We start from the raw sequence: 13,565 nt of genomic DNA, 5'->3' as shown, positions 1-13,565 counted from the left end.
GCGGCGCCCGGCGTTCAGCCGTGGAGCACGGTGGCGAGCTCGCTGCGGTCGGTGGCGCCGAGCTTCGCGGACGCGCGGTAGAGGTGGTTCTCCACGGTGCGCACCGAGATGACCAGCCGCTCGGCGATCGCCCGGTTGGACAGCCCGCGGGCGGCCAGGGTGACGATCTCGCGCTCCCGGCCGGTGAGGGCCGCAGGCGCCTCGGCGGCGGCGAGCGCGGGCGTGCCGGCACCGCCGCAGAGCCGGGCGAGCCGGTGCGCCTGCGCGGCCGCGGTCAGGGCCGAGCCCTTCCGCCCGTGCCGGGCGTAGGCCGCGGCGGCCTGGGCCGCTGCGTCGGCGGCCAGCAGCGTCGCGCCCATGTCCGCCAGCTGCGCGGCGGCGGTGCGCAGCCCGTCGCCGTCGGTGGCGGCGAGCGCGGCGGAGTGCGCTGCGGCCGCGGGAGCGCGGGGACCGTCCACCTCGCGGGACAGCTCCGCCAGCCGCGCCGCCTGCTCGCGATCGCCGAAGCAGACGGCCGTGTGCCGCGCGACCACCTCCACCGCCGGCTGCGTCTGGGCCGCCGCCAGCGTCGCGGCGGCACCGGCCAGCGCGCGCGCCTCGGCGACGGCACCCTCGGCCGCGGCGACCCACGCGCGGGCCAGTAGCCAGTCGGGCTCGCGGAACACCAGGGCCGGGTGGCGCCGCTGCGTCTGGGCTGCGGCGAGGGCCTGCCGGGCGCCGGTCGCCTCGCCCGCCATGCCGAGCGCGAGGGTGAGGCCCACCGCCGAGACGTACGACCAGACCGGGTGCATGCCCCGCAGCTCGGCACCGGCTTCCCTGAGCACCCGTGCCGCCGCGCGGACCCGGCCCCGGTCGAGCAGCACCAGACCGTGCAGGACGCGGCTGATCGGTGCCGACCGACCACCCGCGTCCTGGTAACGCTGCAGGTAGGCCTCCGTGTTCTCCTCGGCCTCGGCCAGCAGCCCGGCCAGCCGCAGGGCCCGGGTCCAGGCGTTGGCGATGCCCGCGACGCGGTAGTGCACCGCCTCGAACCGGTCCGGCCCGGCGTCCACGCGCCGCACCGCGTCGGCGAGGCCGGCCAGCCTGCCCAGCGCCCCGCACCCCATGGCGAGGCCCCAGCAGGCGTAGATCGACGCGGCGACGGGTGCCCGCTGCGCATCGTCGAGGACCGCGGCCGCGGCGGCCATCGCCCGCTCGGGCCGGCACAGGATCCCGTCCAGCACCGACTGCAGGCCGGTGAGGACCTGCCGGCACCCGAGGTCGGTCACCTCGGCCAACGCCGACGCCACGACGCCCTCCGCCTCGTCCGGGCGGGCGAGGACCCAGAACAGTGTGACGGCTCGGTGGGTCGCGACGCGCGTGCGTTCGTGATCGGTGCGGACCAGCGTCGCGAGGGTGGACAGCTCGGCGGCGACCCGGTCCAACGGCGGAGCCCCGAGCATCGCGTCGCACAGGGCGAACCGGGCGGGGATCCCTCCGCCCGCGGCCAGACCGGCCCGGGCGAGGCGCTCGGAGAGGCCCGCGTCCCCCAGCCGGACGGCGTGTTCCGCGGCGCGGACGAGCAGCGCGGCGTCGTGATCGAGGTCGGAGTCCAGCATCAGCGTGGCGCGGCGCAGCGTGTCGTCCGAGCGGCGGCCGCCGGAGTCCGCGAGCGCCGTGGCGATCCGGCCCCGCAACCGGCGGGCGCGCACGACACCGCAGCGCGAGCGCAGGAGCTCCCCGAACAGCGGGTGGCTGAGCCGTGCCTGCATCCGGCGCCCGTCGGGGTACACCTCGACCACCCCGCGGGCCTCGGCCCGTTCCACCGCCGCGATGCCGGCGAGCCGCGCGAGCACCGGGACGCCCAGCGGCTCGCCGAGGGCCAGCATGTCGACGACGTCGCGCTGCGCGTCCGAGAGCTTGCCGATGCGGTCGTGCAGGAGCTCCGTCAGCCCCGGTGACAGCTGCGGGCGTCCCGACCACCGCCACACGCCGGGCGCGCGCGCGAGCCGGCCCGCGCCCAGCTCGCCGTCCACGAGCTGGCGCAGGTACAGCGCGTTGCCCCGGGTGATCGTCCACAGCGCACGGGTCGTACCGCTCGCCACCGGCCCGCCGAGGACCTCCTCCAGCAGCTCCCCCGTCACCTCCACGGTCAGGGGGGCAAGCTCCAGCCGTCGCAGGTGGCCGTCCTTCCAGAGGCCGGTGACCGCGTCCGGCGCAGGCTCGCCGCTGCGGACGGTCAGCACCACCCGGGCCTCGCGCCGCACCGCGACCTGGTGCACGACCGTCGCCGACAGCTCGTCCAACAGGTGCGCGTCGTCCACCCCGATGACGACGGCGCCGTCGTCCGCACGGGCCAGCAGCGCCTCGCGGGCGCGGCGCAGCAGCCACATCGGATCGGAGCCGACCGTCCCGGACACGGTGGGGAACGCGCCCAGCGGGACGTTCCGCGAGGACGCCGTCGCCGTGGCCCGGTGGACCACGGCCCCGCGGCGCTCGGCGAGCGCGAGCGCCTCGCGGGCGAGCCGGGTCTTCCCGACGCCCGCAGCACCGGCCAGCACGACCCCGACCGGCCCGTCGCCGCCGCGCGTCACGTCCTCGACGACGCGAAGCTCCTCGGCCCGGCCGACCAGCGGCCACGGCTGCGTGGACACGGCCGGAATCGTACGGCGCGGTGCGTCCGGAAACACCGCTGATGCGATGCGGGCAGCTCGCCCGCAGCGTCGATCCGGCCCGGCCCTTGGCGCATCCGCGAGCCCGCGCCGAGCCCGGACAACCCGCTTCAGCGAGCGGCATAGATCGCTCTCTCGAAGTCGGCGTAGAGGGCCATCGACTCGGGCGTGACGAACGGGAGGAACTGGCTGTAGATCGCGCCGGTGACTCCCGACGTCGGGTCGACCCAGAAGTGCGTGTTGCACAGACCGGCCCAGGCGCCGCTGTATGCCGCGCGCCGGCCGGGCTCACCCTCGGTGTTGAGAAGGAGGCCCAGGCCCCACGTCCGACCCGGTCCGGCCGCGAAGTCGCAGCTGTGGGCGGGCGATGCGGTACGGATGACCTCCGGCACGGAGAGGTCGCCGATCTGGTTGGTGAACGCCGCGCGGACGGTGCGTTCCTGCAGGATGCGGACGCTGTCGAGGGTCCCGCCGCCCAGCAGCATGCGCTGGAAGCGCAGGTAGTCGCGGGGGGTCGAGTACAACCCGTGGCCACCCGGCCACCAGTCCGGCTCGGGCGGCCACTCGATGTCGGTCGGGCACCACGCGCCGTCCGGGCCCTTGACGTGCACCGGCACCAGGTCGGCGCGTTGCTCGGCGCCGATCCGGAAGCCGGTGGAGGCCATGCCGAGCGGCTCCAGCACGTGCTCGGCGAGATGGACGTCGAGCGGCTGTCCCGCCACCACCTCGACGACCCTGCCGAGCCAGTCCGTGTTGATGCCGTACTCGAACCTCGATCCGGGATCGCACATCAAGGGTGCGGTGAACGACCTCGCATCGCCCGCCATGACGTTCGGTACGCCGCTCGCGGCCTCCCACGCGAGCAGGTCGGCGCTCCAGAACCAGTAGCCCAGGCCGGTCGTGTGCGAGGCCAGCTGGCGGATCGTGGCCTTGGCGGCAGGCGGGCGCAGCTTCGGCATGCCGCCCTCGATCCGTTCGAGCACCATCAGCTCGCCGAACTCGGGCCGGTAGTGCTCCACCGGCGCGTCGAGCTCCAGCGTTCCCTGCTCGACCAGCCGGAGCGCGGCGACCGTGGTCACCATCTTGGTCATCGACGCCAGCCGGTACGTCGTGTTCGGCCCGACCGGCGGGTCCTCCCCGGACACCCGGGGACCCGCCGACCCCTCGTAGATCGGGCCGTCACGATCCGCCGCGACGGCGACGACGTTCGGCACGTCGCCGCGGTCGACGGCCGCGCGCAGGAGCGCGTCGATCCGCGCCCCCATGGCCGGCATCACGCGGTCCGGCGGGCCGTCAGGAGCAGGTACTCCCAGTCCATGACGGTGGAGCCGGCACCTCGATCGTGCCGGGTGGCGAGCGCCGCGAGGTCGTCGTCGAGGGCGTCGATCCGGTCGGTGTCGGTGCCGAGGCCCCGGTACACCGCGATGATGGGCCCGTAGGTGTCCTTGAAGAAGTCGCGCCATTCCTGCGGCGTGCCGAAGCGGTCGACGGTGAGCATCCGCCGCTCCGCGACGACCTCGGTCACGCTGTCGCCGAGCAGTGTGCGCACGTGCTCTTCCTCGCCCCACAGCGGCGGCGGCGACGCGCCGGGCGGGGGAGGCGGCGCGTACTCCTTCAGGGTTCTGAACAGCTCACCGACGAACCCGGTGGGGGTCCAGCTCAGCAACCCGATCCGTCCGCCGGCCCGGCAGACCCGCAGTGCCTCGTCGGCGGCCGCCTGGTGGTGCGGGGCGAACATGATGCCGAGGCAGCTCATCACGACGTCGAACTCGCCGTCCGCGAAGGGCAGCGCCTCGGCGTCGGCCTCCACCCAGTCCACGTCGACGCCCTGCCGGGCAGCGGCCGTGCGGCCCGCCTCGAACAGCTCCGGGGTGAGATCGGCCGCCGTCACCCTCGCCCCCGCCGCGGCTGCGGGCACGGTGGCATTGCCGGTTCCGGCGGCGACGTCGAGCACGCGCTCGCCGGCGCGCAGCCGGCACGCGTCGACGAGCTCCCGCCCGAGTCCGGACACCACGCCCGTGGCCACCGCGTGGTAGTCGCCGAGGGCCCACATCACGCGGTGCTTCGCTTTGAGAGCCCGGTCGGCATCGTGGATCGTGTCGGTCATCTCGCATGTCCTCCGCTCCGTCACGGGCCGACGGGTGCCGGCGGCCCCCTCACGACCGTCGCGGTGTTCGGGGCCGGCGGCGTGAGTGGCGCCTACTCAGATCCGCGGCGGTGACGAGGAGCCGGCCGGCCTTCGAGGCCGGTGATGAGCGAGAGCACGGCAGCGGGGCCGTCCTCCGCCTGGATCCGGTGGGCGAGTTCGGTGGCGCGGTCGCGATAGCTCGGTCGGTCGAGGCAGGACCGCAGCGCATCGGCCAGGGTGTCGGCGGTCAGCTCGTGCATCGGCAGCGGGTGCGGTGCGACGCCGAGGCGGTGCAGCCTGTCCGCCCAGAAGGGTTGGTCGACCAGGACGGGCACCGGGACCGCCGGTACGCCCGCGCGCAGCCCGGCCCCGGTGGTGCCGGCTCCGGCGTGGTGCACCACGGCGGCCGTCCGGGGGAACAACCAGTCGTGGGGCAGGTCGCCGACCAGCAGGATGTCGTCGCCTGCGGGTTCGAGGTCGGCCCAGCCGGCCTGGACGACGGCGCGCACGCCGGCCCGTCCGACGGCGGCCGCGACGACGTCGTGGAGCCGCTCGTGGGAGGGGGTCATGCTGCCGAAGCCGACGAACACCGGAGGGGGACCGGCCCCGAGGAAGTCGACCAGCAGATCCGGGGGCTGCCATCGCGGCGGCCTGGCCGGCCACCAGTATCCGGTGACGTGCACCGTCGCGGGCCAGTCGGCGGGCCGGGGGACCACTGCCGGGCTGTAGCCGTGGCAGATCCGCCGGTCGGGTCTGCTCCTGGTCGCGGTGGGGAGATCGAGCCGGGCCCGCAGCCGCAGCAGGACGTCGGCGTAGAGGGCGTCGGTCCGGGCGAGCAGCTCGCGGCCCGCGGCGAGGTTGTCGGCGGGCGAGGGCCGCCCGGTGACGGGCCCGCCAGGTGGCGGGAACTCTCGGGTGGGGACCCCGGGCGCGAGGTAGACGCCGAGGCTGGGGATGTCGAGACCTTCGGCGACGAGCCGGCTCAGCGGGGCCGGGCCGAACGCGGTGAGCAGGATGTCGGTTCCGGCGGCTGCGGCGGCTGCGACACCCTCGCCCAGGTCGTCGAGGAACGCGGCGAAGACCGATCGCGCGGCGTCCGGGGAAGGGGCGGCGGTGCGTGCGCGCACGAGCTCGACCGGATCGCCGGGAAGGGCCCGATACTCCAGCCCGCACTCGCGCACGAGATCGGCGAACCGGTCGTGTGCGGCCAGCGCGACGTCGTGGCCGGCCTGCTGCAGCCGCCCGCCCAGGCCCGTGAACGGCGCGACATCACCCCGCGAACCCGACGTCACGATGAGAATCCGCACCGCAGGACCTCCGTATGGGGTCGCCTACGGCAGCTGCTCGGCGGCGAGCCGGTCCAACCCCGCGAGGCACATCTCCAGCAGTCCGGCCACGACCTCGTCGATGATCCTCGCCATCTCCGCGTACGGAGGGTGGAAGCTCGCCGCCACGTCGTCGGGGTGCTCGCGTCCGAACTCGATGGTGTACGGGTAGATCACCGGACGCGCCGGGTCGAGGACGTGCCGGGCGAACGTCCAGTCGTCGGAGGTGCCGGAGGTGCCGTAGAGCTGCGCGCCCTGCTGGACGGTGTAGCGGCGGCCGTTGACGGACTCGACGGCGTCGCGCATCCGCTCCCCGATCTCGATCAGGTGCCGCCGATGCGTGGAGCCGAGGTACTCGCCGTAGCGGGCGGCGTGGGGATGCCCGTTCTGGACGAGCAGGCCACGCCGGCGGTCGAAGGCGGGGTTGTGGAAGTTCTGCTCGGGTTCGGTGGACTGGTTGTCGTCGTCACCCCACGGATAGAGGATCAACTCGGAGAAGCTGTGCACGTCGACGAGGAAGCGGGTGGTCGGGTACCGGTCCACCAACCACGCGACGTTGCGGGTCTCCGGCTCGGAGAAGGCGTCCGGCCCGTGGTAGGTGTCCTGGCCCGGCGTGTCGGACACCGACACCTCGCCACGCGCGAGCGCCCGCGGGTCGAAGTGGCGGCGGAAGTCCCACAGCCAGTCGTAGTTGCGGTTGACGTCCACGCCGTCCGGTGACGGGCGGCGGTTGGTCCGCCACAGCTCGTCCCCGTCGGGGTGCATCGAGTACGCCCGCCCGTCCGGGTTGACCTGCGGGAACACCGCGAAGTCCAGGCCACCGACGATCCGCGCGACGTCCGCCGCGGTCGCCGTGTAGCCGGGCACGGCGATCTCCGCGCCGGCCGCCGCAGCGGCGGTGAGGCGCTCCAGGAACGACACGAGGATGTCCGGCCCGCCCCACTCCCGGGCGTGCACGCCCGCGACGAGGACGACGGTCGGCCGCGGCGTGGCGAGGTCGGCGGCCACCCGCACCGCACGGCAGACCCGGTTCTCCCACGTCCGGTGCGGCAGCGTGACCAGCTCGGTGAACCCCGGATGCGTGGCCGCGACGACCTGCAGCGCCGACTCGACCTCCACCACGTTCAGGTAGGGCATCTCAGCGTCCGGCCAACCGGCGCAGCGCCTCGGCGTACCGGTCGCCCTCGCCGACCTCGGCGAGCCGCTCCGCGCGCCCCTCGGCGAGATCGGCATGCCGGTGGACGGTCGCGCCCGCGGCGACGAGCGCGTCGATCTGCGCCTCCGTGGCGAGCGCCGCCACCCCGTCCTCCGGCACACGCATCTTGCGGATCACCTCCGCACCGGCGTCGGCGGCGACCTCCGCGGCCGTCCGCGACGGGTCCCCGGTCACGACGGTGACGTGGTAACGCGCCATCCCACGAGACTCGCCACTCACCGACCGCGGCGCAACCGCGAAACCGGCGGCCCTGATCGATCATGGCCGGGCGACGGTGCCTGAGATCGACCGGTCATTCCCGGATCGCCCGCCGCGCGCGGTATCCGGCAGTCTTCACGAGGTTGCCGCAGCGCTCCATCGAGCACCACCGGCGCCGCCCGGACTGGGTCTCGTCGAGGAACACCAGCGAACAGTCCGGGTGGGCGCACTCCTTGATCCGCTGCGCCTGCGGCCCGCCGAGCAGCCCGACCGCGTCCCGCCCGATCCCGGCGAGCGCCGCGCGGGCGTCGCCGTGGGCAGGTGCCACGGTCAGCCGTCCGTGTCCGTCCGCCACCAGCCGGGGCGGCACATCGGGTCCGGCGGCGTGCCGGTTGAGCACCTCGATCGCCGCCGGGTCCGGGGGGTGCCGCCCGATCGCGGCCCGGACGAGGGCGTGGATCGCCTCGCGGAGCGTCCGCGCGCGTTCCAGGTCCCGGTCCCGGACGTGCGGCGCGGTCGACAGGATGCCCGCGCCGACGAACCAGCGCGCGAGGGTGCCGGCGTCGGGGATGCGCTCCACCGGCCGGGCGTGCCGTCGACCGAGCGTCGCCACGAGGTCGAGCGAGGGCCGTCCGCCGACGAAGACGAACGCCGAGTGGTGGTCCTGCACGGCGCCAGCATAGCGATTGACACCGGTTGAACTAGTGTTCCATGCTGGCGACGCCCAGCCCGCCGTCGAGTGGAGGCCCCGGCCATGTACGCGTCCCGCGTCCTCGAGTTCGGTCCCCCGAGTGCGCTGCGCTGGTCCGCGGCGCCGGACCCGGTGGCGGGCCCGGGCGCGGTGGTCGTCGAGGTCGTGGCCGCCGGCGTCAACCGGGCGGATGCGCTCTTCCGGGCAGGTCGGTACCACCGGGGGCCGCAGCTGCCCGCCACCCCGGGTCTGGAGGCCGCCGGCCGGATCGTCGCCGTGGGTGCGGGGGTGACGGACCTGCAGGTGGGACGGCGGGTCGTGGCCTGGGGCGCGATCGGTGATCCCGGGTTCTACGCCGAGCGGGCCGAGGTGCCGGCGGAGCGGGTGCTTCCGGTGCCGGACGAGGTCGAGCTGATCGGCGCAGCCGCGGTGCCGGTGGCCTGGTTGACGGCCTGGTACAGCCTGCACCGGCTCGGCGGGGTCCGGCCGGGAGACGTCGTGCTGGTGCATGCGGGCGCGAGCGGCGTCGGCAGCGCGGCGGTGCAGATCGCCAAGGACGCCGGGGCGCGGGTGATCGCGACGGCGGGTGGCGAGGAGAAGGTGAAGTGGGTGCACGATCTCGGTGCCGACGTCGTGCTGGACCACACCGCCGCCGACGTACCCGCCGAGGTTCTGGCGCACAGCGACGGCCGTGGGGCGAACGTCGTGCTCGACCTGGTCGGCGGGGAGACGTTCGCCGGGAGCCTGCGTGCGGCGGCGCGCGCCGCGAACGTCGTCGCCCTGGCCAACGTCGCGCTCGCCCCCAGCGTGATCGACACGCGCGACTTCTACCCGAAGAATGTGCACATCCACGGATTCCAGTTCACCGACCTGATGGAGCACGGCTACGACCCGAGACCCGACCTGGCGGAGGTGCTCGCCGGACTGGCGCAGCGGCGGTTCGCGGTCCCGGTCGACTCGACGTTCCCGCTCGCCGATGCCGCATCGGCGCACGCCCGCCTGGAGTCGCGGGCCGTGCTCGGCAAGGTGCTCCTCACCGGGCCGACGGGGTAGCCCCCCGGCGGGATTCGGCCGCGCGGGCGCGCACCCCGTCGTCGGAGCAGAACCCCGTGCCGGAGCGCTTGAGGCACAGCAGGCCGAGCAGCCGTCCGCGCCCGTCTACGACGGCCAGGCGGCGGCGCCGGTTCCGGCGCATGCGCCGCTGCGTGTCCACCAGGTCCACATGGGGTCCCACGGTGCGGTCGGCCAGCCGGCCCGCGTGCTCGGCGAGCGTGTCGGCGGCGCCCTCGGCGAGGTCCTCACGCTCCACCACGGCGCGCAGGAGCCCGTGGTCGTCGACCACCAGGAGGGCGTGGACGTGGTCGTCGCGCAGCAGCTCGCGTGCGCGGCCCAGCGTCGTCGTCGCGTCGCAGATCTTCGGATGCCGGAGCATCGCGTCGGCCACGACGGGCCGGACCTCGCCGGGCATGGACCCCACCCCCGTCAGATGAGCTGGAGGCGGCGCGCCTGCACGATCGCCTGGACGCGGGTGTGCGCGCCCAGCTTCTCCATCAGGGTCTGGGTGTAGGAGCGCACGGTGTTGACCGACAGGTGCAGCTCCTCGGCGACGTCCCTCGTCGTCATCCCCATCGCCATGAGCTTGAGCACCTCGACCTCGCGCGGGCGCATCGCGAGCACGGCGGGCGTCCCGGACGGTTCGAGCAGGGAGCCGGCCCGCTGCAGGGCGGCCGCCACCGTGTCGTCGATGACGATGCCGCCGCGGACGACCTCGCGGAGCGCCCGGACGAGGTCGAGGTCGAGCGAGCCCTTGAGCAGGACGCCGCAGGCTCCGAGCTCGAGGCAGGTGGTGAGGATCGCCGGTTCGTCGAACGCCGTGAGCATGACGATCCTGGTCGCCGGCCTGGCCTGCAGCAGGCTACGGACGACCTGCGAGCCGTCGAGGTCGCCGAGCCGGACGTCGAGCAGGACGAGATCGGCGTCGAGCTCGGCGGCGGCGTACACGGCGTCCCGGCCGAAGTGACACTCGCCGACGACGTGCAGGTCCTCGGCGTGGGCGAGCACGGCGCGGATCCCGGCGACCACCAGGGGGTGGTCGTCGACGACGAGCACGCGGGCGGTCACGCCGCCGCCAGGGGACAGGTGATCAGCAGGCTCGCGCCGCCGTCCTCGCCGTTGCACAGGCTCAGGTCGCCGCCGAGGGCGCGCACGCGCTGCCGCAGGCCGGGTATCCCCAGGCCGGGTGCCTTCCCGGGCAGCGGGGTGATCGGCGGCAGCTCGTGCAGGCCCACGCCGTCGTCCTGCACCAGCAGCGCCAGATCGAGCGGGCGGTAGGTGAGGGTGACCGACACCGACGAGGCCGCCGCGTGCCGCTCGACGTTGTGGAGGCCCTCGCGAACGGCGCCCAGTACCGTCTCGTCGACGATGTCGCTGGTGTCGGTCGGAGTACCGAGGACGATCACCTCCGCGGGGACCCCCGAACGCCGCGAGAACGTGGCGACGTCGCGGCGGAGGCTCACGGGCAGCGCCTCCCCGGCGGGTAGCAGGGTGTGCATGGCGTTGCGGAGGCAGACCGAGGCCTGGGCCGCCTCGTACTCGATGCGCTTGGCGGAGTCGACCAGCGTCTGCGTGTCCACCCCGCCGTGGACGTCGGCCGTCTGGCGCAGGTCGCGCGCGGCGAGGCTGATCGCGAACAGCATCTGGCCCGCGGTGTCGTGCAGTTGCTGCGCGATGCGGGCCCGCTCCTCCTGCGCCGCGACCTCCCCGGCGCGCTGCGCGGTGAGCGCGGTGACCATCAGCGGCGCGAGCGATGCCGCGAACTCCCAGACCAGCTCGGCGTCCCGCAGGCCGATCGGCGTGTCACCGCGCCTGCCGATGTAGAGCACCCCCAGCGGGGCGCCGCCGAACTCGACCGGGCAGGCCATCACGCGGCCCAGCCCGGCCGAGGCCGCGAGCTCGAGGACGGGATCGCCGTGGAGCCGGGCGACGAGATCCTGGCCGAGCTGCACCGTCGGCGTGTCCTCCAGGCGTGGTCCCGTCTCGTGGAGCCGGACGCACGGGGTGTCGTCGAGGTCGAAGGCGAGCCGGCCCAGGCCGTGACCGTGGCGGGAGCACGCCTCCTCCGCCGGCATCGGAAGCCCCTCGGTGGCCGCGATCTCCAGCTGGTCGGGCTTGCGGTACACGGCGATCACCGTGGCGTCGCAGCCGACCAGGTCGCGGAGGTGGCGGCAGGCCCGCGAGGTGAGCGTCCCGAGGTCGACGAGCCCGGCGAGGCCGCGGGCCGCGGCCACGAGACTGCGGACGTCGTCGATGGATTTCACCGTGTAGCACATGTCATCCCGTCCTGCGCCGGTGCCGCACCGGGTTCACGCCCCGCTGACCACGAACAGTTTCTTGAACGGTTCCCGGACGGTCCAGACCGACTCCGTCCCCTTGACGAAGGACGCGATGTCCCCCGGCCGCAGCGTGACGACCGTGCCGTCCGCGAGCTCGACGTCGAGGACACCTTCGAGGACGTGGATGGTCTCGTCCGCGGCGAACGGGTAGGGGAAGGTCTGCGGCTCGCTGCGCCACAGGCCGACGGCGAGGGTCGTGCCGTCGGCGCCGCCGTCGCGGATCCAGTGCACCTCGCCGATCGCGGTGTCGCCGACGAGGAACGGCTCGTAGTCGGTCACGTCGACCGAGGCGCCGTGATGGGTGGTGAGGTTGCTGGTCATGGTTCCTCCACGTTGTCGACCCGTTCAGGGAGTCAGGGAGCGGACGTCGACCGACGCCGCCGAGTAGCGGGGGCCTCGGCCGAGGTCGTTCAGGTCGCCGGAGATCAGCGCGGCCGGGCCGGATCCGCCGTTCTCGCGCCAGAACCCGTAGGGCACGACCGCGACCCCGGCGAGCACGCCGTCGTCCACCAGGACCCGTGCGTGGAACGAGCCGAGGTCGTTGAAGACCTCCGCCTCCCCTCCGGCCACGAGACCGCGATCGGCCGCGTCCTTCGGGTGGAGCCTGACGTGCTGGCCGCCCTCGGCGTTCAGCTGCCGGTCCATGTTCGCGTACTGGGAGCTGAGGAAGCTGTGGCCCCGCGGAGTGATCATCTTCAGCGGGAAGCGCGGGTCGACCGGCTCCTCCACGAAGTCGGGCACCGCGGCGCTGGGCACGTCACCCTGCAGGGCCGCGTAGCCCTGCCGGAACACCGGGACCACGGAGTCGGTATCGCCGGGCAGGGCGAGCTCGACCTTCGTCGACGGCGTCCCGAACCCACCTGCCGCGTAGGGCGCCTCGTCCGGACCGGGAACGGCGAGCCTCGCCCATCCCGATTTCTTCAGCCCCTCCAGCGTGATGCCGGTCATCTGCGGCGCGTCCCAGTCCAGGCATTGGCCGGCGAGCTCCTCGTCGGTCATGGTGAACCACGGGTCGTCGTCGAAGCCCATGCCCTTCGCGAGCCGGCGGAACAGTTCGATATTGGAGACCGCCTCACCGAGCGGTTCGATCGCCGGATTGTTGGCCGAGACGTACAGATGGCCCCAGGAGAACATGACGTCGAAATGCTCGAGAATCGTCGTCGCGGGCAGCACGATGTCCGCGAACCGGGCCGTGTCGGTGACGAAGTGGTCGCTGACCACCGTGAAGAGGTCGTCGCGCAGCAACCCGGCGATCGTCTTGTTCTGCTCCGGGACCGTGACGACGGGGTTCGCATTGCACACCATCAGGGCCTTGATCGGTGGATCGAGCTCCAGCTCGCCGGTCAACGCCCGGCCGAGCTGCAACCCGTTGACCGTCCGCGTGCCCGGCGTGATCAGGTCCGTGCGGGAGAGCCGGTCGAAGTGCACCGGGAAGGAGAACAGCGTGAGGTCGTGGGCCCCGCCACCGGGGTGTCGCCAGGCCCCGACGAGCGCGGGCAGGCTGTAGATCGCGCGGAAGGCCTGCCCGCCCTGCGGGTGGTTCTCCACCGCCGTTCCCAGGCGGAGCGCCGCCGGCTGGCTGGTCGCGTACTCCCTGGCGAGCGTCCGTACGTCGTCCGCCGGGATGCCGGTGATCGCCGCCACCCGCTCGGGCGGGAACCCGGCCGCCTTCGCCGCGAGCTCCTCGTAACCGGTCGTGTAGCGGTCGATGTAGTCCTGGTCGGTGAGCCCCTCGGCGATGATCACGTTCATCATGCCCAGCGCCAGCGCTGCGTCGGTGCCCGGCCGGATCCGGATGTGCCAGTCCGCCTGCCGGGCGGTCCTGCTGCGATAGGGATCGATCACCACCAGCTTCGCCCCGTTCCTGCGGGCCTGGCTGACGAACGGCCACAGGTGCAGGTGGGAGGACAGCATGTTGTGGCCCCAGACCACGATGTAGCGGGCGTGGACGATGCCCTCCGGGT

Annotated in this window: 13 protein-coding genes; 1 reads left to right on the top strand and 12 read right to left on the bottom strand. The window is 73.9% G+C overall.

Annotated features, from left to right (window positions below; all coding sequences use genetic code 11):
- Positions 1–14 precede the first annotated feature (14 nt).
- The 7 genes from AB7J25_RS06590 to AB7J25_RS06560 all read right to left on the bottom strand — a co-directional run bounded on the left by AB7J25_RS06590 (position 15) and on the right by AB7J25_RS06560 (position 8,188).
- Positions 15–2,633, bottom strand: a complete 2,619-nt coding sequence (locus AB7J25_RS06590; protein WP_428506125.1) for a LuxR C-terminal-related transcriptional regulator — start codon at positions 2,631–2,633, stop codon at positions 15–17.
- 128 nt (positions 2,634–2,761) lie between these two features.
- Complete coding sequence (locus AB7J25_RS06585) at positions 2,762–3,916, bottom strand: serine hydrolase domain-containing protein (RefSeq protein ID WP_428506123.1); 1,155 nt, start codon at positions 3,914–3,916, stop codon at positions 2,762–2,764.
- Between the two features lie 8 nt (positions 3,917–3,924).
- Positions 3,925–4,758 carry a class I SAM-dependent methyltransferase gene (locus AB7J25_RS06580; protein ID WP_428506121.1) on the bottom strand — a complete coding sequence of 278 codons (834 nt, stop codon included), beginning with the start codon at positions 4,756–4,758 and terminating at the stop codon, positions 3,925–3,927.
- A gap of 92 nt (positions 4,759–4,850) precedes the next feature.
- Positions 4,851–6,086 (bottom strand): glycosyltransferase, encoded by a 1,236-nt coding sequence (locus AB7J25_RS06575; RefSeq protein ID WP_428506119.1) that lies wholly within the window; start codon positions 6,084–6,086, stop codon positions 4,851–4,853.
- A gap of 24 nt (positions 6,087–6,110) precedes the next feature.
- The gene (locus AB7J25_RS06570) at positions 6,111–7,241 is read right to left on the bottom strand and encodes a M14 family zinc carboxypeptidase (RefSeq protein ID WP_428506117.1); all 1,131 of its coding nucleotides are present in this window, start codon (positions 7,239–7,241) and stop codon (positions 6,111–6,113) included.
- 1 nt (position 7,242) lies between these two features.
- Positions 7,243–7,518, bottom strand: a complete 276-nt coding sequence (locus tag AB7J25_RS06565; protein ID WP_428506115.1) for a hypothetical protein — start codon at positions 7,516–7,518, stop codon at positions 7,243–7,245.
- A 94-nt stretch (positions 7,519–7,612) separates the two neighbouring features.
- Positions 7,613–8,188 carry a CGNR zinc finger domain-containing protein gene (locus tag AB7J25_RS06560; protein WP_428506113.1) on the bottom strand — a complete coding sequence of 192 codons (576 nt, stop codon included), beginning with the start codon at positions 8,186–8,188 and terminating at the stop codon, positions 7,613–7,615.
- An 84-nt stretch (positions 8,189–8,272) separates the two neighbouring features.
- On the opposite strand from AB7J25_RS06560, the gene AB7J25_RS06555 reads away from it, so the two are divergent.
- Positions 8,273–9,262, top strand: coding sequence for a quinone oxidoreductase family protein (locus AB7J25_RS06555; protein ID WP_428506111.1), 990 nt, complete (start codon positions 8,273–8,275; stop codon positions 9,260–9,262).
- Here AB7J25_RS06555 and AB7J25_RS06550 read toward each other — a convergent pair.
- From AB7J25_RS06550 to AB7J25_RS06530, 5 genes are all read right to left on the bottom strand, one after another.
- Positions 9,243–9,677, bottom strand: coding sequence for a CBS domain-containing protein (locus AB7J25_RS06550; protein ID WP_428506109.1), 435 nt, complete (start codon positions 9,675–9,677; stop codon positions 9,243–9,245). The two genes, AB7J25_RS06555 and AB7J25_RS06550, sit on opposite strands and share 20 nt — an antisense overlap.
- 14 nt (positions 9,678–9,691) lie before the next feature.
- Entirely contained in the window at positions 9,692–10,330 is a 639-nt protein-coding gene (locus AB7J25_RS06545) for a response regulator (protein WP_428506107.1), read from the bottom strand.
- The gene (locus AB7J25_RS06540) at positions 10,327–11,526 is read right to left on the bottom strand and encodes a sensor histidine kinase (RefSeq protein WP_428506105.1); all 1,200 of its coding nucleotides are present in this window, start codon (positions 11,524–11,526) and stop codon (positions 10,327–10,329) included. Before AB7J25_RS06540 ends, AB7J25_RS06545 begins: the two co-directional genes overlap by 4 nt.
- Before the next feature lie 45 nt (positions 11,527–11,571).
- Positions 11,572–11,922 (bottom strand): cupin domain-containing protein, encoded by a 351-nt coding sequence (locus tag AB7J25_RS06535; protein WP_428506103.1) that lies wholly within the window; start codon positions 11,920–11,922, stop codon positions 11,572–11,574.
- Between the two features lie 24 nt (positions 11,923–11,946).
- The coding region (locus tag AB7J25_RS06530) for a molybdopterin-containing oxidoreductase family protein (protein ID WP_428506101.1) at positions 11,947–13,565 on the bottom strand (1,619 nt) is incomplete at its 5' end.

The organism is Pseudonocardia sp., from assembly GCF_050246655.1.
Lineage (GTDB): Bacteria > Actinomycetota > Actinomycetes > Mycobacteriales > Pseudonocardiaceae > Pseudonocardia.
This window is presented reverse-complemented; position numbering and strand designations above follow the sequence as displayed.

Coding starts and splice junctions, on each gene's coding strand:
- AB7J25_RS06585 (WP_428506123.1), bottom strand. CDS start 3,916: ATGGGGGCGCGGATCGACGCGCTCCTGCGCGCGGCCGTCGACCGCGGC.
- AB7J25_RS06580 (WP_428506121.1), bottom strand. CDS start 4,758: ATGACCGACACGATCCACGATGCCGACCGGGCTCTCAAAGCGAAGCAC.
- AB7J25_RS06570 (WP_428506117.1), bottom strand. CDS start 7,241: ATGCCCTACCTGAACGTGGTGGAGGTCGAGTCGGCGCTGCAGGTCGTC.
- AB7J25_RS06565 (WP_428506115.1), bottom strand. CDS start 7,518: ATGGCGCGTTACCACGTCACCGTCGTGACCGGGGACCCGTCGCGGACG.
- AB7J25_RS06555 (WP_428506111.1), top strand. CDS start 8,273: ATGTACGCGTCCCGCGTCCTCGAGTTCGGTCCCCCGAGTGCGCTGCGC.
- AB7J25_RS06550 (WP_428506109.1), bottom strand. CDS start 9,677: ATGCCCGGCGAGGTCCGGCCCGTCGTGGCCGACGCGATGCTCCGGCAT.
- AB7J25_RS06535 (WP_428506103.1), bottom strand. CDS start 11,922: ATGACCAGCAACCTCACCACCCATCACGGCGCCTCGGTCGACGTGACC.